The sequence below is a fragment of the Shinella sp. genome, assembly GCF_035998705.1.
In the GTDB taxonomy this organism is placed as follows: Bacteria; Pseudomonadota; Alphaproteobacteria; order Rhizobiales; family Rhizobiaceae; genus Shinella.
Window position 1 is genome coordinate 200,639 of sequence record NZ_DASYHH010000033.1, and the last position, 19,575, is coordinate 220,213.

General features: G+C 64.2%; 17 protein-coding genes. 10 read left to right on the plus strand and 7 right to left on the minus strand.

What is annotated here, in order from left to right; genetic code table 11:
- Positions 1 to 69: 69 nt before the first annotated feature.
- Both ndk and VGN93_RS29220 read right to left on the minus strand, forming a co-directional pair.
- Positions 70 to 492, minus strand: coding sequence for a nucleoside-diphosphate kinase (ndk, locus tag VGN93_RS29215; RefSeq protein ID WP_050742909.1), 423 nt, complete (start codon positions 490 to 492; stop codon positions 70 to 72).
- Between the two features lie 138 nt (positions 493 to 630).
- A complete protein-coding gene (locus VGN93_RS29220; RefSeq protein WP_327510396.1) occupies positions 631 to 1,332 on the minus strand; it encodes a glutathione S-transferase family protein in 702 nt (233 codons plus the stop codon).
- A gap of 136 nt (positions 1,333 to 1,468) precedes the next feature.
- On the opposite strand from VGN93_RS29220, the gene VGN93_RS29225 reads away from it, so the two are divergent.
- The 5 genes from VGN93_RS29225 to VGN93_RS29245 all read left to right on the plus strand — a co-directional run bounded on the left by VGN93_RS29225 (position 1,469) and on the right by VGN93_RS29245 (position 6,633).
- Positions 1,469 to 1,978: a DinB family protein gene (locus VGN93_RS29225; RefSeq protein WP_327510397.1), complete on the plus strand. Its 510-nt coding sequence runs from the start codon at positions 1,469 to 1,471 to the stop codon at positions 1,976 to 1,978.
- Positions 1,979 to 2,176: 198 nt separating this feature from the next.
- The gene (locus tag VGN93_RS29230) at positions 2,177 to 2,461 is read left to right on the plus strand and encodes a hypothetical protein (RefSeq protein ID WP_327510398.1); all 285 of its coding nucleotides are present in this window, start codon (positions 2,177 to 2,179) and stop codon (positions 2,459 to 2,461) included.
- Positions 2,462 to 2,657: 196 nt separating this feature from the next.
- Positions 2,658 to 3,737: a GGDEF domain-containing protein gene (locus VGN93_RS29235; protein ID WP_327510399.1), complete on the plus strand. Its 1,080-nt coding sequence runs from the start codon at positions 2,658 to 2,660 to the stop codon at positions 3,735 to 3,737.
- A 96-nt stretch (positions 3,738 to 3,833) separates the two neighbouring features.
- Positions 3,834 to 5,720, plus strand: a complete 1,887-nt coding sequence (locus VGN93_RS29240) for an ABC-F family ATP-binding cassette domain-containing protein (protein WP_327510400.1) — start codon at positions 3,834 to 3,836, stop codon at positions 5,718 to 5,720.
- A gap of 85 nt (positions 5,721 to 5,805) precedes the next feature.
- Entirely contained in the window at positions 5,806 to 6,633 is an 828-nt protein-coding gene (locus VGN93_RS29245; protein ID WP_327510401.1) for a polysaccharide deacetylase family protein, read from the plus strand.
- A gap of 6 nt (positions 6,634 to 6,639) precedes the next feature.
- Here the strand turns inward: VGN93_RS29245 and VGN93_RS29250 are convergent, their stop codons facing one another.
- Complete coding sequence (locus tag VGN93_RS29250) at positions 6,640 to 7,482, minus strand: GNAT family N-acetyltransferase (protein WP_327510402.1); 843 nt, start codon at positions 7,480 to 7,482, stop codon at positions 6,640 to 6,642.
- A gap of 254 nt (positions 7,483 to 7,736) precedes the next feature.
- Here VGN93_RS29250 and VGN93_RS29255 point away from each other — a divergent pair, with 254 nt between their 5' ends.
- Complete coding sequence (locus VGN93_RS29255) at positions 7,737 to 8,843, plus strand: TRAP transporter substrate-binding protein (protein ID WP_319311406.1); 1,107 nt, start codon at positions 7,737 to 7,739, stop codon at positions 8,841 to 8,843.
- A 254-nt stretch (positions 8,844 to 9,097) separates the two neighbouring features.
- Here the strand turns inward: VGN93_RS29255 and VGN93_RS29260 are convergent, their stop codons facing one another.
- Both VGN93_RS29260 and VGN93_RS29265 read right to left on the minus strand, forming a co-directional pair.
- Positions 9,098 to 10,879: a TRAP transporter large permease subunit gene (locus tag VGN93_RS29260; protein WP_327510403.1), complete on the minus strand. Its 1,782-nt coding sequence runs from the start codon at positions 10,877 to 10,879 to the stop codon at positions 9,098 to 9,100.
- A complete protein-coding gene (locus tag VGN93_RS29265; RefSeq protein WP_327510404.1) occupies positions 10,876 to 11,451 on the minus strand; it encodes a TRAP transporter small permease subunit in 576 nt (191 codons plus the stop codon). Before VGN93_RS29265 ends, VGN93_RS29260 begins: the two co-directional genes overlap by 4 nt.
- Positions 11,452 to 11,698: 247 nt before the next feature.
- Here VGN93_RS29265 and VGN93_RS29270 point away from each other — a divergent pair, with 247 nt between their 5' ends.
- Positions 11,699 to 12,625, plus strand: coding sequence for a Gfo/Idh/MocA family oxidoreductase (locus VGN93_RS29270; RefSeq protein ID WP_327510405.1), 927 nt, complete (start codon positions 11,699 to 11,701; stop codon positions 12,623 to 12,625).
- Positions 12,626 to 12,644: 19 nt separating this feature from the next.
- Here the strand turns inward: VGN93_RS29270 and VGN93_RS29275 are convergent, their stop codons facing one another.
- Positions 12,645 to 13,094 (minus strand): DNA polymerase III subunit chi, encoded by a 450-nt coding sequence (locus VGN93_RS29275; protein WP_327510406.1) that lies wholly within the window; start codon positions 13,092 to 13,094, stop codon positions 12,645 to 12,647.
- 7 nt (positions 13,095 to 13,101) lie between these two features.
- Positions 13,102 to 14,592 (minus strand): leucyl aminopeptidase, encoded by a 1,491-nt coding sequence (locus tag VGN93_RS29280; protein ID WP_327510407.1) that lies wholly within the window; start codon positions 14,590 to 14,592, stop codon positions 13,102 to 13,104.
- A gap of 269 nt (positions 14,593 to 14,861) precedes the next feature.
- On the opposite strand from VGN93_RS29280, the gene lptF reads away from it, so the two are divergent.
- Genes lptF through VGN93_RS29295 form a run of 3 tightly spaced genes read left to right on the plus strand, consistent with a single transcriptional unit; the run spans position 14,862 to position 19,446 of the window.
- On the plus strand, positions 14,862 to 16,031 hold the full coding sequence (gene lptF / locus VGN93_RS29285; RefSeq protein ID WP_327510408.1) for an LPS export ABC transporter permease LptF: 1,170 nt from the start codon (positions 14,862 to 14,864) through the stop codon (positions 16,029 to 16,031).
- Positions 16,028 to 17,110, plus strand: coding sequence for an LPS export ABC transporter permease LptG (gene lptG / locus VGN93_RS29290; RefSeq protein ID WP_327510409.1), 1,083 nt, complete (start codon positions 16,028 to 16,030; stop codon positions 17,108 to 17,110). The genes lptF and lptG overlap by 4 nt, the downstream gene beginning before the upstream one ends.
- On the plus strand, positions 17,110 to 19,446 hold the full coding sequence (locus VGN93_RS29295; RefSeq protein WP_327510410.1) for an LPS-assembly protein LptD: 2,337 nt from the start codon (positions 17,110 to 17,112) through the stop codon (positions 19,444 to 19,446). Before lptG ends, VGN93_RS29295 begins: the two co-directional genes overlap by 1 nt.
- Positions 19,447 to 19,575 lie beyond the last annotated feature (129 nt).

The window sequence follows — 19,575 nt, forward strand, 5'->3', positions numbered from 1 at the left end:
AACCGGAGCCTTTCGGCCCCGGTTCTTCAACCATATCAGTCATGTCCGGCCGGAGCCGGACAATCCGATTCAGCCGACGATTTCGGTGTCGGAGAACCAGTACTTGATTTCCTGCGCAGCGGTTTCCGGAGCGTCGGAGCCGTGAACGGAGTTTTCGCCGATCGACAGGGCATGCGTCTTGCGGATCGTGCCTTCGTCGGCGTTTGCCGGGTTGGTGGCGCCCATGACTTCGCGGTTCTTGAGGATCGCGTTCTCGCCTTCGAGAACCTGGACGATCGTCGGGCCGGAGGTCATGCCTTCAACCAGTTCGCCGAAGAAGGGGCGTTCCTTGTGAACGGCGTAAAAGCCTTCGGCTTCGCGCTTGCTCATCCAGACGCGCTTGGAGGCCACGACGCGCAGACCCGCGTCTTCGAGCATCTTGGTGATCGCGCCGGTCAGGTTGCGCTTGGTCGCGTCCGGCTTGATCATCGAAAAGGTGCGTTCAATCGCCATTTTCCGGTTTCCCTTGGTTTTCCTGTGAAAGTGGCGGTTCCATAGCCGCCAATGCCCGGCAAAACAAGGGGGTGGCGGCGATTGGCGATTTCACGGCCGAAGTTTCACGCAGCCGTCACACGGTGGCCTGGGCCGCCGTCAAACGGTGGCCTGGGCCGCCGCAACGCGGTGGCCGACGCCGCCGTGCAGATCGAGGCAGCGGGCAAACCAGTCCGCCACCGGATCATCGTCCGCCAGCACCTTCGTGCCCGCCGTGGTGCGCAGCCATTGCAGCGCGCCGAAGACGATATAGTCCGGGAAAAGCGGGTCTGCGCCGCCGATGAAAGGCTGGATCTTCAGCATGTTGCGCAGCGGCTGGAGCTTTTTGGCGAAACCCTCGATCTCCGCCTTGCCGGCTTCCGCAATGTCTTCCAGCGAGGCGCCGAGACGCTCCTCCCGGCTGCTGCGGAAATAGTCCCGGTCGACCGGACCGAGCAGGTTGTGGATGTCGAGGATGGCGATGCGGGTGACCGCCATGTGCAGCGTCGTTTGCGACCAGTTCTCGATGAAGCGGGCCATCGCCTTGCCGCCCTCGCCGCCGAAAAGCGACGGCCGGTCGGGATAGGTCTCGTCGAGATAGAGCGCGATGTCGAAACTGTCGCGCACCAGGCGGTCACCATCGCGCAGCAGCGGCACGGTCGGCGTGCTGCCACCTTCGATCGTCGGAATCTCGGTGAAGCCGACCGGCACCGTCTCATAGTCGAGGCCCTTGTGGGCGAGCGACAATACCGTCTTCCACACATGGGGCGAAAACTGGCGGGTCCTGTCGGCGCCGGAGAGCGCGTAAAGCAGTCGGGTCATCAAAGCCTCGTCATCTGGTGTCGGCGCATTGGAGCGCAGGGCGGCCCGTCACGCAAATCAGATAATTTCATGGGTCGCATTCATGCAGGCGATGCAGGCTTCCGCTATAGTCCGGCCCCACATCACGGAGATCCCGATGCTCGACCACTACCGCATGTATGCCGCCTACAATGCCTGGGCCAACCGCACGCTCTATGACGAAGTGGGCAAGCTCGACGACGGCGCCTACCGCCGGAACGTCGGCGCTTTTTTCGGCTCGCTGCATCGCACGCTGAACCACCTGCTCACCGCCGACCGCATCTGGCTGAAGCGTTTTACCGGCAGCGGCGAGGCGCCGACCACCCTCGACACGATCCTGCACGAGGACTTCGCCGGCCTGCGGGCGGCAAGGGAGCACGAGGACGCGCGCCTGGCGGCCTTCATCGATTCGCTGACGGAAGAGAAGATCGCGGCCGACTTCACCTATAGCCCGCTCACCAACCCGGCGATCATCACCCATCCGCTCGGCCCGGCGCTGACCCACGTCTTCAACCACCAGACCCATCATCGCGGCCAATGCCACGGGATACTCACGGCGGTGGGGGGATCAAGTATCACGCTGGACCTGATTTATTTTGTGAGGACCGAGGGCTCGAAATTCCTATAAATTTTAGGGGGAGTGCTATCTTCGGTTCCTGCAATAGTGGTGATACAGTCGTGCGGTATGGGAGCGCTCTACATCGACTGTGAGGGCAGCCCCGCCCTGTCACTCAGGTGACAGGCACGGGCATTCGGTGATGGGATAGTCGCTGCCATGGGGTTGGTGCCAGGAGGGCACTTTCCCCTCCTGGAAGAGGGAAAAACAATGGCAAGAACGACCGAAGAGTGGGCAGCCCTGCTCGGCAGTACGCTTTGCAAGATGGCACGGGTCTATGGCACGGACGCCCCCAATGCCTACCTGCCGGAAGAATGTTATCCGGTGATCGAGAAGACGCTGGAGGTGGCCCTGAAGGACGCTCGCGCGGAGGGCTATGCCGCCGCCATGCGCGACCTCCAGCAGAACCGACCGGCCCGCGCCAAGGAACAGACGCGCTCCACCGTGATCGGACAGGTGATGCGGGTCATCCCGCTCGCCCGCCGGACAGCCTGAATTCAAGCGACACCCTTCGTGCGGCTGCATCCGGGCGATGCGGCCGCACGAGGCGTGCGGCCCGTTTTGCGTTTCGTCAACTTTGGTTGAATTCGTTTCATCAGCACACGCAAAATTAACGGTGCAATCCGATAGTTATGCCGACTGACATTCCATGGCGCAGGGGGCAACCGCTGCGCCCAGCCGACGGCATTTCATGACCAGCAAAGCCACCCCCGCCCCGAAAGACCAGCAGCCGGCCGTTCCGCCGATCATGGCGCGCATCGCGCATGTGATGGCCAATCTCGGCATTTCCGGCCTGCCGCGGAACTACGAGCTGCTGTTCGAGGCGCTGAACGGCAATGCGAGCGTGGCACGCGAGATCGCGGCGCTCGGCAAGGCGCCGGAGCAGGCCGCGCTCGATTCGATCGCGCTGCGCCATTCCTTGCCCAGCCACAATGTGCTGGCCGCCGGCCAGGCCGCGGGGGAAGCCGTGCGCGTGCTTGCGGAAATTTCCCAGACCGCGGAAACAAGCCGCCGCGACCGCGCCGTCGCACTGCACGAATTGCAGGAAATCGCCGACCGCATGCGTACGGATCCGGTGCTCGGCATTTCGGATTTCTCCAGCGACACGGTGCGCCTGCTGTCGCTCGTGCGCGACATCCTCGGCATGGACCGCTCGGCGGCGACGAAGATCGACGATCTGCAAGCCCATCTCGACGGGCTGCGCACCGGCCTCTCCGTCAGCCGCGAGGCGTTGACGCACGATCCGGTGACGGGCCTCGGCAACCATGCCGCCCTGCTCGGCCGGATGAAGGCGCTTTTCCAGGGCGACGCGGCGGGCACCTCCGCGCTCCTGATGTTCCGCGTCGAGCAGCTCAAGGAGTTCGCCGAGACCCACCCGGCGGGTGCGGCGGAAAAGACGCTGAAGCGGCTTGCCGCCATCTTCCGCCGCTCGGTCAAGAAGGACGATTTCGTCGCGCGCACCGGGCCGGACCTGTTCTGCCTGCTTTTGTCGGATGTCACCCGCGAGATCGCGGTCACCATCGCGCGCCGCATCGCCGTTCGCGTCGCGGAAAAACCGTTTCCCTTCATGGACCGCGAGCTGCCGGCCGGCTTCCTGACGCTGACGGCCGGTGTCTCGCTCAGCGATTCGGCGAGCGCACCCGCCATGCTCTACGAGCAGGCCGACCAGGCGCTCGCCTATGCCGCCGAAACCGGCATTGCGCTGCGCATCTACTCGGCCGAGGTCGCCGATCGGGCGGGCCGCGGCTACCGTTCCGGGTCGGCCGCCTGACGCGCCCCTTGCCTTGACCGGGCGCCTGCTTTTTTAACGCGATTCCGGACGCAAAACCGCTTCGCACTTTTGCTGGAATTGCTCTATAGACCCGGAATGATCACGATTTCCGGCCTCACGGCCCGCATTGCCGGGCGTCTCCTCATCGAAAACGCATCCCTCTCGCTGCCGAGCGGCGTGAAGGTGGGTCTCGTCGGCCGCAACGGCACCGGCAAGTCCACGCTTTTCCGCATCATCACCGGCCAGTTCGCCTCGGAAGCCGGCAGCATCTCGCTGCCGAAGAACGCGCGCATCGGCCAGGTGGCGCAGGAGGCGCCGGGCACGGACGACGCGCTGATCGAGATCGTGCTGGCCGCCGACAAGGAGCGCGCCGCGCTGCTCAAGGAAGCGGAGACCGCGACCGATCCGCACCGCATCGCCGAAATCCAGACGCGGCTCACCGATATCGGCGCGCATTCGGCGCAATCGCGCGCGGCGAGCATCCTTGCCGGCCTCGGCTTCGACCACGAGGCGCAGCAGCGGCCGGCCAAGAGCTTTTCCGGCGGCTGGCGCATGCGCGTGGCGCTGGCGGCCGTGCTGTTTTCCGAGCCGGACCTGCTCTTGCTCGACGAGCCGACCAACTATCTCGACCTCGAAGGCACGCTGTGGCTGGAGGATTATGTGCGGCGTTATCCGCACACCGTCATCATCATCAGCCACGACCGCGACCTGCTCAACACCGCCGTCAACGCCATCGTGCATCTCGACCAGCAGAAGCTCACCTTCTATCGCGGCTCCTACGACCAGTTCGAACGGCAGAAGGCCGAGAACGACGAATTGCAGATGAAGGCGAAGGCGAAGAACGACGCCGCGCGAAAACACCTGCAAAGCTTCATCGACCGCTTCAAGGCCAAGGCCACCAAGGCCAAGCAGGCGCAGAGCCGCGTCAAGGCGCTGGAGCGCATGGGCACGATCGCTGCCGTGATCGAGACGCATGTGCAGCCGATCACCTTCCCCGAGCCGGAGCGCCAGCCCGCCTCCCCGATCATCGCGATCGAAGGCGGGGCGGTCGGCTACACGCCGGGACAGCCGATCCTCAAGCAGATCAACCTGCGCATCGACAATGACGACCGCATCGCGCTGCTCGGCTCGAACGGCAACGGCAAGTCGACTTTTGCAAAATTCATCTCCGGTCGGCTGGAGGCGGAATCGGGCGCGGTGAAGCGTGCGCCGGGTCTGAAGATCGGCTTTTTCGCGCAGCACCAGCTGGACGACCTCATTCCCGACCAGTCGCCCGTCGAGCATGTGCGCCGGCTGATGCCGGAGGCGACGGAGGCCAAGGTGCGCGCCCGCGTGGCGCAGATGGGGCTTGCGACGGAGAAGATGTCGACGGCCGCCAAGGACCTCTCCGGCGGCGAGAAGGCCCGCCTGCTGATGGGCCTTGCCGCCTTCGACGCGCCGAACCTCTTGATCCTCGACGAGCCGACCAACCATCTCGACATCGACAGCCGCCGCGCGCTGATCGAGGCGCTGAACGATTATGAGGGCGCCGTCATCCTGATCTCGCACGATCGCCACCTGATCGAGGCGACCGTCGACCGGCTGTGGCTGGTCAACGAGGGCACGGTCAAGACCTTCGACGGCGACATGGAGGAGTATCGCAGCCTCATCGTCCAGACGGCCAAGAAGGACGACAGGGAAAAACCGGCCGGCAACGGCGAGCAGGCAAACAAGGCCGACCAGCGCAAGGCGAATGCCGACCGGCGCGCCCAGTACGCGCCGCTCAAGAAAAAGATCAATGAAATCGAATCCCTGACGGCAAAGCTGCAGAAGCAGATTCAGCTTCTTGATGCGGAGCTTGCGGATCCGGTGCTCTACGAGAAGAGCCCGGCCAAGGCGGCAGAGAAGGCGAAGCTGCGCGCCATGGCGGTCGACAAGCTGCATGAAGCCGAAGAGCAATGGCTGGAGCTTTCGGCCGAATACGAGGAGGCGATGGCGGGATAAGCCCGTTCCGCCCGCCACCTCAACGCTTCATTAACCATGATCGGACAAAAGTGCTTGCAAGATCATCGTCTTGCCGAGTGCGCCCATGCGTTGCCGCCTGCTTCTTGCCGCATTGGCGGTCCTGCCCCTTCTCGCCGGGTGCAACACGACCAGACCGCGCGCCTCCACCGAAACCGCCTTCGTCGAGGCGAAGCAGGCGAAGGTGCTCGACGCCGATGATCCGGTGCCGATGTCGCCTGCCCGCTGGGCCGGGCGCACGGAGCTTGCCGGGCGGACGCTCGCCGTCGCCTCGCTCGCCGACCTGAAGCTGCGGCACAAGGAGGTCGTGCTGACCTTCGACGACGGCCCGGTGCCGGGTCGCACCGAAGCGATCCTCGCCACGCTCGACGCCTATCACGTCAAGGCGACCTTCCTGATGGTCGGCCAGATGGCGGATGCCTATCCGGCGATCGCCCGCAAGGTCGTCGCCCGCGGCCATACGATCGGCAGCCATACTTATCGTCATGCCAACCTGCGCTATCTCGCCTTCGATGCGGCGATGGCGGAAATCCGCAAGGGCGAAAAAGCCGTGCAGCGCGCCACCGCCCGCCAGCCGGATTTCTTCCGCTTTCCCTATCTCTCGGACACGTCGGCGCTGCGCAGCGCCGTCTCCCGGCGCGGCACGATCATCATGGATATGGACGTGGATTCGAAGGACTATTTCAAGGTTTCACCGGCCTCCGTCGCGAGCCGCACCATGGAAGGCCTGCGCAAGCGCGGCCGCGGCATCATCCTGCTGCACGACATCCACAAGCGCACCGCCGCGGTACTGCCTGCCCTGCTCGCGCAACTGAAGGCCGAGGGCTATTCCGTCGTGACGCTGCGCCACAAGGGCGTGGGCGGATCGGATCTGCTCGCCATGGCGGGGAACTAGGACCTATCAGCCGAGCTCGAATGTCGTGATGCCGAAGATGCGGTTGAGCGGCAGGTCCGGCATCTTTCCGCGATACATGCGCGCCGTCTCGAAGACCGGCGACAGGTCGTGGCGCACGCAGAGCGCCTTCGCCTCGGCATTCGGCGCCGGGATGTCGAGGAAGATCCGGCCGGCGCCGACATTTGCGACGAGTGCCCGGAACAGCAGGTCGGCGCCGACATCGGTGTCGGAGAACAGCGGGCCGATCTTGAAACCCTCGCGGCAGGCGCGGATCGTGCCGTAGCCGGAGACCTTGGTGCCCTGGAGCAGCGCGAAGCTCTGGCGCGTCTCCTGTTCCTTCAGCCATTCGCGCAGGAAGGTCTCCCGGCGGGCCGGATTGAACCGTTCATCGTAGTCGGCGATCAGCGGCACATGGACGGGCGAGACCGGCGTCACCCGCGGGTCGCTCGGCGCTGTGCATTGCACCCGGCCGCCGTAGCGCACATTGGCATGGGCATAGGCGAAGCCGGATTTGCGATAGTTCTCCTGCTGCGCCACCACCCCGTCGAGGCCGACGGTGCGGTCTTCCGCCATCGCCATCGCGGCTTCCCACAGGCGCAGCCCCACCCCCTGCCCGCGCACGTCCTTGTGCACGATATAGAAGCCGAGGAAGGCGTAATGCGCGCCATAGCGGACGAGCGAAATCGCCCCCACCATGCGTTTGTCCGCCTCCGCGACGAGATAACCCTCGGGATCGGCCACCCAGAAGGGTGCGGCGTCGCCAAGGCCCGGGTTCCAGCCTTCCGCCGCCGCCCAATCCAGAATGTCGACCAGTTCGTCGCGATAGGCCTTGCGAATCCGGATATCCATGCCCTGCCCTTCGCCCTGCCGCGTTGCTGCCAATCTTTCAACCGGAAAGAGGGCTGTCAACTATGCAGGAAAAGGAAGAAACGCTCAAAAAACAGGCAGATAGCAAAATGCTGCACGTAAGACGAAAGTCGTAGGGGTCTCATTCACCCTTCTTTCTCCCGGCGGCTTGAAACACCAAACCCGACATGGTTAGCTTCCGCGCGATGATACAAGGGTGGGGAAGAGGAACCCTGCTCGCCATTGGGAGGAAAACTATGGATCGTCGTTCATTCATCAAGAAGGCCGGTGTCGCTGGCGTGGGTGGTGCGGCTGCGACCGTGCTGGCCGCTCCGGCGCTGGCGCAGAGCAGCCCGAAGATCAACTGGCGCCTCGCCTCCTCGTTCCCCAAATCGCTCGACACGATCTATGGCGGCGCGGAAGTGCTGTCGAAATACGTATCCGAAGCGACGGACGGCAATTTCCAGATCCAGGTTTTCGCCGCCGGCGAAATCGTGCCCGGCCTGCAGGCCGCCGATGCGGCATCCGCCGGCACGGTCGAAGCCGCGCACACGGTTTCCTATTACTACTGGGGCAAGGACCCGGTCTGGGCGCTCGGCGCGGCCGTGCCTTTCGCGCTCAACGCCCGCGGCATGAACGCCTGGCAGTACCATGGCGGCGGCATCGACATGTTCAACGAGTTCCTGGCGACTCAGGGCCTCATCGGTTTCCCGGGCGGCAATACCGGCGTGCAGATGGGCGGCTGGTTCCGCAAGGAGATCAAGACCGTCGCCGACCTCTCCGGCCTCAAGATGCGCATCGGCGGCTTTGCCGGCAAGGTGGTCGAGAAGCTCGGCGTCGTGCCGCAGCAGATCGCCGGCGGCGACATCTATCCGTCGCTGGAAAAAGGCACGATCGACGCCGCCGAATGGGTCGGCCCCTATGACGACGAGAAGCTCGGCTTCTACAAGGTCGCGCCCTATTACTACTATCCCGGCTGGTGGGAAGGCGGCCCGACGGTTCACGCCCTCTTCAACAAGGCGGCCTTCGACGGTCTGCCGAAGGCCTACCAGTCGCTGCTGCGCACCGCCTGCCAGGCGACCGACGCCAACATGCTGCAGAAATACGACTACCTGAACCCGACGGCCATCAAGCGCCTCGTCGCCGCCGGCGCGAAGCTGAGCCCGTTCAGCCAGGAAATCCTGTCGGCCTGCTTCGACGCCTCCAACGAGGTCTATGCCGAGATGGAAGCCTCGAACCCGACCTTCAAGAAGATCTGGGAATCGATCAAGGCGTTCCGCGGCGAGTACTACCTCAACGCCCAGATCGCCGAATACAACTACGACACGTTCATGATGATCCAGCAGCGCAGCAACAAGCTGTAAGCGCCCGCCGGAAACCGCATAAAAAACCCCGGAGCAGCGCTGCTCCGGGGTTTTTCTTTGGCTTGCGGCGATCCCTCGGTTTGTTGACAGACCTCACCCCACCCACGACGTCATCCTCGGCCTTGAGCCGAGGACCCACCGCAGCACCCGGAGGGTGGATGGTCGGGTCAGGCCCGACCGTGACGCAGGAGAGGTTGGCGGGACGTCGCCATCAGTCTGAGGGGCCGGCTTGCGCCAGCCCCATTGGCAGTTCTTCAATTGAAGGACGGTGGGCTGGACAGGTCCGTTGCCGGTTTCTGCTCACCGCCCTCGGCCGGCTTCTGCTCCCCACCTTCCAGCGGATTGCCGCCGGGCAGTTGCAGGCCGCCGGGAAGGCCTAGACCGCCGCCGTTGTCGGGCAGCGTCATGCCGCCTCCATTGGCGCCGAAGCCGGGCACCTCGATCTTGATCGTCGCCGGGTCGATGCCGGTTCCCTCGCCCTTGTAGTGCATGACCATCTGCGGGAACATGATGGTCAGCCCGACCATGAGGATCTGGATGCCGACGAAGGGCACTGCGCCCCAGTAGATCTGCCCCGTCGTCACCGGCTGGGTCACCTTGCCCGTCACCTTGTCGAGATACGGCACCTTGGCGGCGACCGAACGCAGGTAGAACAGCGCGAAGCCGAAGGGCGGGTGCATGAAGCTCGTCTGCATGTTGATGCCGAGCAGCACGCCGAACCAGATGAGGTCGATGCCGAGTTTGTCGGCGGCCGGTGCGAGCAGCGGCACGATGATGAAGGCGAGTTCGAAGAAATCGAGGAAGAACGCCAGGAAGAAGACCAGGATGTTCACCCCGATCAGGAAGCCCGTCTCGCCGCCCGGCATGGAGACCAGCAGGTGCTCCACCCACAGGTGCCCGTTCACGCCGTAGAAAGTGAGCGAGAAGACGCGCGCGCCGATCAGGATGAACAGCACGAAGGCCGACAGGCGGGTCGTGGCGGCAAGGGCGGATTGCACCACCTCCATGCTCAATCGCCCCTTGGCCGCCGCCATGACCAGTGCACCCACCGCCCCCATCGCGCCGCCTTCCGTCGGCGTCGCGATGCCGAGGAAGATGGTGCCGAGCACGAGGAAGATCAGTGCCAGCGGCGGGATCAGCACGATGATGACCTGCTGGGCAAGCCTGGACATCATGTTGATGTTCATCGTTTTGTCGACGAGCGCCACGACATAGATGAAGGCGACGCCGCAGGTGGCGCCGAGGATATCGGCATTCGCCCCTTGCGTCGGCGACAGGTAGACATGAGCCGCATAGGCAAAGCCGGCGGCGACCAGCAAGGCGATGATGAGCGAGGTGACACCGGAACCGAGCAACCGCGCCTCCAGCGGCAATGCCGGCATGGAATCCCGCTTCAGGAAGGTCATCAGCAGGATATAGAGCATGTAGAGCCCGGTCAGCACCAGGCCCGGGATGAGCGCGCCGGCATACATGTCGCCGACCGAACGGCCGAGCTGGTCGGCAAGCACGATCAGCACGAGCGACGGCGGGATGATCTGGGCGAGCGTGCCGGACGCCGCGATGACGCCGGAGGCGACCCGCCGGTCGTAGCCGTAGCGCAGCATGATCGGCAGCGAGATCAGGCCCATGGCGATGACCGAGGCCGCGACGACGCCGGTGGTGGCAGCCAGCAACGCGCCGACGAAGATGACCGCATAGGCGAGACCGCCGCGGATCGGCCCGAAAAGCTGGCCGATCGTATCGAGCAGGTCTTCCGCCATGCCGGAGCGTTCGAGCACGATCCCCATGAAGGTGAAGAAGGGGATGGCGAGCAATGTGTCGTTCGACATCACCCCCCACAGCCGTTCCGGCATCGCGTTCAACAGCGGCCAGGAGAGGTTGATCGAATCGGACAGCGGCGCCAGTTCCACGCCGATGATGAAGAAGAGCAGGCCGTTTGCCGCGAGCGAGAATGCCACCGGATAGCCCAGCAGCAGGAAGACGATCAGCGACACGAACATGATCGGCGCGAGGTTTTCCGCAATGAACTCGATCATGCGCCCTTCTCCTCGGCAATCGCCGTGTCGAGTGGCGCGTGGCTCGGCACGTAGGGCGTCGGGTCGTCCATGTCGCCGCGCATGATGGCGATCTTCTTGATGATTTCCGATACGCCCTGGAAGGCGAGCAGCACGAAACCGGCAAGCAGGATGGCCTTGGCCGGCCACACGATCAGGCCGCCGGCGCTCGACGAGCCCTCGCCGGAGCGGAAGGACATCGTGACATAGGGCACGAGGAAATAGACCATCAGCAGCACGAAGGGCATCAGGAACAGGCAATGGCCGAGCAGGTCGATCCAGTGCTGCACCCGGCGGGAAAACTTGCCGTAGACCACGTCGATGCGGATGTGCTCGTTCTGCGACAGCGTATAGGCGGCCGCCAGCATGAACGCGCCCCCGAACAGATACCATTGCGCCTCGAGCCAGGCGTTGGACGATATGTTGAACATTTTCCGGATAACGGCATTTCCGGCGCTGACGAGCACGGCGATCAGGATCAGCCAGCCAACGGCCTTCCCGATATTTGCCGTAATAGCGTCGATAAGCCGGCTGAAAACCAGCAGCGTCTTCATGAGAACTCCTCCCCGCATGGCGTGTTATTGCTATTGTGCCAAGCACCGCCAGAGTGCCGATTTCATGGTTCGTTTCAAGTCCGGGACCAGGTTTTCCCGGTCTGAGGCCCGGCATTAGACGAAAGGCGAATAGGATCTGGGCCATCGTGCACAAACGTTAGGCAGGCGCGGAGGAGGAGGCACTCTTGCCCCCGCGAAAGGTTCTGCTACAACAGCGCCAAATCATCATACAAATGAGGGTGGAGCCATGTCCCCGATCAATCTCGCAATCGTCGGCGTCGGCAAGATCGTGCGCGACCAGCATCTTCCGGCCGTCGCGAAGAACAGCGATTACAAGCTGATCGCCGCTGCAAGCCGCCACGGCACGGTCGATGGCATCGACAATTTCAAGTCGATCGACGAGATGCTGGCGGCGGTGCCGGCAATCGACGCCGTCTCGCTCTGCATGCCGCCGCAATATCGCTACGAGGCGGCGGAAAAGGCGCTGTCGGCGGGCAAACACGTCTTCCTCGAAAAGCCGCCGGGCGCGACGCTTTCCGAAGTCGCCGACCTTGAAGCGCTCGCCGCCGCCAAGGGTGTTTCGCTCTTCGCCAGCTGGCATTCGCGTTATGCGCCGGCCGTCGAAGCCGCAAAAAGCTTCCTTGCGGGCACGGCGATCCGCTCGATGCAGGTGATCTGGAAGGAAGACGTGCGCCACTGGCACCCCAACCAGGAGTGGATCTGGCAGGCCGGCGGCCTCGGCATCTTCGACCCGGGCATCAACGCGCTCTCCATCGTCACCCATATCCTGCCGCGCCCGGTCTTCATCACCGCCGCCACGCTGGAATTCCCGGAAAACCGCGACGCGCCGATCGCCGCCGCGATCACCTTCTCCGACGCCAGGGGCCTCGACCTCAAGGCCGACTTCGACTGGCGCCAGACCGGCAAGCAGAGCTGGGACATCATCGCCCGGACGGAGGCCGGCGAGATGGTGCTGTCCGAGGGCGGCGCCAAACTCTCCATCGACGGCAAGCTCGTGCACGAGGAGCCGGAGCAGGAATATCCGATGCTCTACAAGCGCTTCGCGGAAATCGTGAAGGCCGGCAAATCCGACGTCGACCTCGCGCCGCTGCGCCACGTCGCCGACGCCTTCATGCTGGGACGCCGCAAATTCGTCGAGGCGTTTCACGACTGAGATTTTCGGGAGACGATCCCTAAGCCTTCTTCTCCCAGCGGCCGTCGCTGTTCTGCTGCCAGTAGGTGAGCTGGTGGCCCTCGCCCTTCAGGCGCTTCCAGTGCTCGCGTGCGGTCTCGACTTCCGTCTGGTCGTAGCCGTCGAACATGAAGATGACGCGGTCGTAGGGGTCGAGCGGCGGCGGTTCGGCGCCGGCGACGAGGAAGCGCACGGTGGCGGCGTTGGCGTTGTCGGCCGTCGTCGTCAGCAGCACCGGCTGCTCGGCGGGGAACGCCTGCTCGTCGGTGCCGTGCGGCAGAAAACTGTCCTCGCGGAAGGTCCACAGATGCGTGTCGAGCGCATCGCGGCGCTCCGCGTCGCCGGCCTGCACGACGACGCGCCAGCCGCGTTCGAGGCTCTTGTCGAGGAGCGGCGGCAGCGCGTCCTCGAGCTTCGATTCGGTCAGGTGGTAGAAGAGGACCTCGCTCACCCTTCCCTCAGCTTTCGTAATTCGCGCGCACCAGCTCGTCGAGCAGGCGCACGCCGAAGCCGGAACCCCAGGACTGGTTGATCTCGTCCGTCGGCGAGCCCATGGCGGTGCCGGCGATATCGAGATGCGCCCAGGGCGTCTCCTTGACGAAGCGGTGCAGGAACTGCGCGGCGGTGATCGAGCCGGCATAACGCCCGCCGGTGTTCTTCATGTCGGCGAACTTGCTGTCGATCATCTTGTCGTATTCGCGCCCGAGCGGCAAGCGCCACAGGCGCTCGTTCGTCGAGAGGCCGGCGGCGGTGAGCCGCGCGGAAAGCGTGTCGTCGTTGGAGAACAGGCCGGCATGATGGCTGCCGAGCGCCACCATGACCGCGCCGGTCAGCGTCGCGAGGTTGATCATGAACTGCGGCTTGAAGGTTTCGTTGCAGTACCAGAGCGCATCGCACAGCACGAGGCGGCCTTCGGCATCGGTGTTGATGATCTCGATCGTCTGGCCGGACATGGACTTCACGATGTCGCCGGGGCGCTGGGCATTGCCATCAGGCATGTTTTCCACAAGGCCGAGGATGCCGACGACATTCGCCTTGGCCTTGCGCGCGGCGAGCGTGTGCATGAGGCCGATGACGGCGGCAGCCCCGCCCATGTCGCCCTTCATGTCCTCCATGCCGGCGGCCGGCTTGATGGAGATGCCGCCGGTATCGAAGACGACGCCCTTGCCGATGAAGGCGATCGGCCGGTCCTTCTCCTTGCCGCCCTTCCAATGCATGACCGCAAGGCGCGGCGGGCGCACGGAACCCTGCGCCACGCCGAGCAGCGCGCCCATGCCGAGCCGCTTCATCTCGCGCTCGGTGAGGATCTCCACGTCGACGCCCAGCTTTTCGAGCGCCTTGGCCTTTTCGGCGAATTCGACGGGGCCGAGCACATTGGCCGGCTCGTTGACGAGGTTGCGGGCGAGAATCACGCCGTCGGCAATCGCGTCGGACACGTCGTTGGCCTTCTTGGCGGCGCTGGCGGCGGCGGTGACGATCGTCACCTTGGCGGCCTTGCCGTTCCTGGCGTCGTCGTCCTCGCCCTTCTTCGTCTTGTAGATATCGAAACTGTAGGCGCCGAGCTGCATGCCGAGCGCGAAATCGGCGGCGTTCTTCGCCGTGACGGTGGCGCCCGGCGCATCGAGGTAGATCGTCGCCTTGTCGGCGCGGCCGATCTTGGCGGCGGCGGCACCGCCGGCCTTCAGCCAGTCGTGCGCGACGAGCTTCGCCACCTCGCCGAGGCCGAGAACCAGGATACGGTCGACGGGAGCACCGTGCGGCGCCAGCACGTCGAGGGTCTTCAGCGCCTTGCCGGTGAATTTCGCCACGCCCGCGGCGCGGGTGACGATGCCTTCCGGGTCGACCTCGCCGAGACCGGCCGCCGTCTGGTCGGCAATCTGCAGGAGGATCGCAAGACCGCCCGAGGCGCGTGCCGTCTTTGCGAAACCGATGTCGAATCTGGAAGCCATGACTTACTCCGAATCTGTGGCCGGCCGGCCTGTCGTCCGATAAGAGACGGCCGCCAATCTCATCAATTCCTTGTCGCTTTTGCGGCGCTTGGCAAGATGCGGCACCTTGTTTACAGATGGTTAGTCATGCTTGTTCGCCATAAATTTTCCTTGGCCGGAGAGACTCCCGGCTATGGCATCAGCCTGAAGAAAGCTTATATGCCCATGGCTGTTCCGAGGGGTGCCACCGCACGAAGCCGGAGCCGCCTGTCGGAAACGCGGACGAAACGATGAAATTGATCGAGCGCTATATCCTGCGGCGGGCGTCGCTGATGTTCGTCGCCACGCTCGTGCCCCTGCTCGGCATCGTCTGGGTCACGCAGGCGCTCGCCAGCATCAACCTCGTCACCGACAGCGGGCAGTCGATCTTCGCCTTCCTGCGGCTCGCAACACTTATTCTCCCCTCCGTCATCCCGATCATCCTGCCCTTCGCGCTCGTCATCGGCGTGTCGCAGACGCTGACGGTGATGAATGCCGATTCGGAGCTGACGGTGCTGAACGCCGCCGGCGCCTCGCGCATGACGATCATCCGCCCCGTCATGATCCTCGCCGTGGCGATGAGCTTCGTCTCGTTTGCCGTCGACAATTTCGTCGAACCCTATTCGCGCACCGCCGTGCGCAAGATGATCGCGACGGCGCATGCCGACATGCTGTCCTCCGTCGTGCAGGAAAACACCTTCCGCAAGATCACCGACGGCCTCTATGTGCAGGTTGCGCAGCGGCGCAACGGCGGCGTGCTGGAGGGCCTGTTCGTGGCCGATACGCGCGATCCGCGCTTCGAGCTCGTCTATTATGCCCGCGAGGGCGCAGTCGACGAGAACAGCTCGGCGCTGGTGATGAAGGACGGCGAGGTGCACCGCAAGCTGCCGGACGGCAACGTCTCGATCATCAAGTTCGATTCCTACGCCTTCGATCTCGCGGACCTGACGCAGAGCGTCGGCAAATCGAACATCCGCGCCAAGGATCGCGACCTCATCTATCTGTTCGATCCGGACCCGAACGATCCGCAATACCAGCGCAATCCGGGCGCGTTCACCGCCGAAATCCACCGCCGCTTCACGGAATGGCTGTTCCCGGCCGTCTTCGGCCTCATCGCGCTCGTCGTCAGCGGCGATGCGCGTTCGCATCGCGAAGCGCGCGTGCACCCGATGATCACGGCGCTGCTCACCGCCCTCTTCGTGCGCTGGGCGAGTTTCTATGCGTCCAACAATGCGGAAGATTCCGTCTATTTCATACCGATCATGTATCTCATACCCGGCATCACCGCGGCGCTGGCGATCCGCTATCTCGGACGCAACAAGAGCCTCGACATTCCCGTGACGCTCGGTGAACGGCTGAGCGACCTCGGCAATCGATGGCGGGCGGGCCCGGCCTCCACCGGCGGGAGCGGCCAGCCATGATCCGCACGCTCGGCTTCTATTTCTTCCGCCGCTACACGATCACCACCGTCTGGTTCCTGCTCGGCATCTTCTCGCTGATCTTCATCATCGATTTCAGCGAGATGTCGAACCGCGTCGGCGCCCTGCCCGGCTACACGCTGACCAGCGGCCTGCTTGTGACGGCGCTGCGCATCCCGACGATCCTCATGCAGACCGTGCCCTTCGTCGCGCTCTTCGCCGGCATGGCGTCGCTGATCTCGCTCAACCGGCGCTACGAACTGGTCGTTACCCGCGCGGCGGGCATTTCGGTCTGGCAGTTCCTGCGCCCCTTCGTCATCGGCTCCTTCCTGTTCGGGATCCTGGCCGTTCTCGCCATCAACCCGATCGCCGCCTGGAGCGGCAAGAAGGCGATAGAGCTTGAAGCGGGCTGGGGCGCCACCAATGCGTCGCGCACCGAAAACGCCGTGCCGTGGCTGCGCCAGATCCATGGCGACGACCAGGCGATCATCGGCGCCAAGGCCGTTCTCGACGAGGGCACGCGGCTGTTGAACGTCACCGTCATCCACTTCGATCCGGACGGCCGCATCGTGCTGCGCCAGGATGCCGATTCGGCAACCTTGGAAGATGGTTACTGGCTTCTTAAGAACGTGCACGAGACGCGCAACGGCGAGTTGCCGGTTCGTCTCGAGGAGGTACAACTTCGTACCAACCTGAAACGCGAATTCGTGCAAGAGAGCCTCGAAAAGCCTGAATCCATTCCGTTTTTGAGCCTCGGACGCAAGATCGAGGCGGCAAAGTCCTTCGGTTTCCCCACCGACGCGATGGAAACGCAGTTCCATTCCCTGCTCTCGCTGCCACTGCTCCTGGTTGCCATGACGCTGATCGCAGCCTGTGTATCATTGAAATTTAGCCGGTTTAATCAATCGCGTGCGGTGATTCTGGGTGGAATCCTTTCGGGCTTCATGCTTTATGTCGTCACCGTGCTTGTGAAAGCATTCGGAAGCAGCGGTGTTGTACCTCCGTTCGTTGCGGCCTGGCTCCCAGTGGTCGTCGCAATGTCCTTAGGGGCGACCATTCTTCTCCATCAGGAGGACGGCTAGTGGCGGCAGGCGACCGCAAAACGAACAGGTGGTTGAAAGCCGCCCTGCTTGCAGGTGCGGCCATGTGCGCCATCGTGCCCGCCTCCGCGCTCCCCGCCCGGGCGCAGGCACCCGACATCCAGTCGATGGAACCGAATATCCCGGACGACGCCAAGCTGCTTCTGGCGGCGAACGAGCTCGTCTATAACAATGACTCCGAAAAGGTGATCGCCCGCGGCGCGGTGCAGATCAACTATGGCGGCTACAAGCTCGTCGCCCGCCAGGTCGAATACGATCAGAAGACCGGGCGGCTGACGGCGCACGGCAATATCGAACTCATCGAGCCGACCGGCAACCGCATCTATGCGGACGAGATGGACCTGTCGGACGATTTCGCCAACGGCTTCGTCAATGCCCTGCGCATCGAGACCACCGACCTCACCAAGCTGGCGGCGACCAGCGGCGAGCGCGTCAACGGCGAGGAGATGATCCTCAACCACGCCGTCTATACCGCCTGCACGCCCTGCGCCACGGATCCGACGCACCGCTCGCTCTGGCAGATCAAGGCCGAGCGCGTCGTGCAGAACGGCCGCACCAAGACGATCCGTCTCGAGCGCGCGCGCTTCGAGATGTTCGGCCGGCCGATCGCCTATATTCCCGTGCTGGAAGTTCCGGATCATACGGTGAAGCGCAAGAGCGGCTTCCTGTTCCCGCAGTTCAGCTATGAGCAGAAGCTCGGCCTCGGCATCAAGACGCCCTATTATTTCGCCATCGCCCCGGACATGGACGCGACGATCTCGCCGAGTGTGCTGACCCGGCAGGGTTTCCTCGTCGAGACGGAGTTCCGCAAGCGCTTCCACAACGGCCAGGTCACGCTGCGCGCGGCCGGCATCGACCAGTGGAATCCGGGCGTGTTTTCCGCCGGCACGAGCGACCGGCGCGACGATTTCCGCGGCATGGTCGCCTCCGAGGGCCGCTTCAAGATCAATCCCCGCTGGGCTTTCGGCTGGGACGTCATGGTGCAGAGCGACAACAACTTTTCGCGCACCTATAATCTGGACGGTCTGAAAGACCGCATCCACACCAATCAGGTCTACCTGACCGGGCTTGGCCGCCGCAACGTCTTCGACATGCGTTCGTTCTATTTCGACGTGCAGGACGCAGACCCGCAGAACCGGCTGGAGCGCAAGCAGGCGATCGCCCAGACGCTCGACTACGAATATATCGCGCCGCAGCCGGTGTTGGGCGGCGAGCTCTCGATTACGACGAACATCACCAATATCGAGCGCGACCTCACCGACCGGTATAGCGTGCGCGGCAACGAGCGGTTCCGCGGGCTTGCCGGCGGCACGACGCGGCTGACCAGCGAACTCGAATGGAAGCGCCAGTTCGTCGTGCCGGGCGGCCTCGTGCTGACGCCGCTGCTGGCGGCACGCGGCGATGTGCACCGCCTCAACATGAACGACCCCGGCGTGGCGTATGCCGGCATCTACGAGAGCGACGACAGCGCGACCCGCTCGATGCTGACCGCCGGCCTCGAGGCGCGCTACCCCATTCTCGCGACGACCGACACCAGCACCCACCTCTTCGAACCGATCGCGCAGATCTATTTCCGCCCGGACGAGGATCACGCCGGCGGACTGCCGAACGAGGACGCCCAGAGCTTCGTGTTCGACGCGACCAACCTGTTCGAGCGCGACAAGTTCTCCGGCTACGACCGCATCGAGGGCGGCTCGCGCGCCAATATCGGCCTGCGTTACACCGGCACCTTCGACAACGGCGTGCGCCTGCGCTCGATCGTCGGCCAGTCCTTCCATCTCGGCGGCGTCAATTCCTTCGCGACGCCGGACCTCGTGAATGTCGGCGCGAATTCCGGCCTTGAACGGGATACGTCGGACTATGTCGGCATGGCCGGCTTCGACCTGCCGAACGGCCTTTCGTTCGCCCACAGCGCGCGGCTCGACAAGAACGACCTGTCGCTGCGCCGCTCGGACACGTCGGTGCGCTTCGACGGCGCACGCTTCGAGACCGAGGTCACCTATACGCGCATCGCCGCGCAGCCGCTTTACGGCCTGGCGGAGAATGCCAGCGAAATCCAGAGTGCCGCGGCCTTCAAGTTCGAGAATTACTGGTCGGTGTTCGGGTCGCTGACCTACGACATCAACCGCCAGAGCCTGTCGCGCAACGGCTTCGGCTTCTCCTACGACGATCGCGACACGGTCTTCTCGGTCGTCTACGAGCAGACGCGCGACAAATCCGGCACGACGGCGAACGACTGGTCGATCGGTGCGCGGCTGATGTTCCGCACGCTCGGCGACATCAATGTCGGCGATACGACGCTGTCCGGCTTCGAATAGGCCGCGCTGCCGCTCTTGTCATCGTTTGGCCGCATGTATTATGCACATCCGGGAGAACGCCCGCCGGTGAACGCCTTCCGCATGGGAGGCGCGCCCGCACGAATGGCACCGGTGGACGCGGCAATGGGT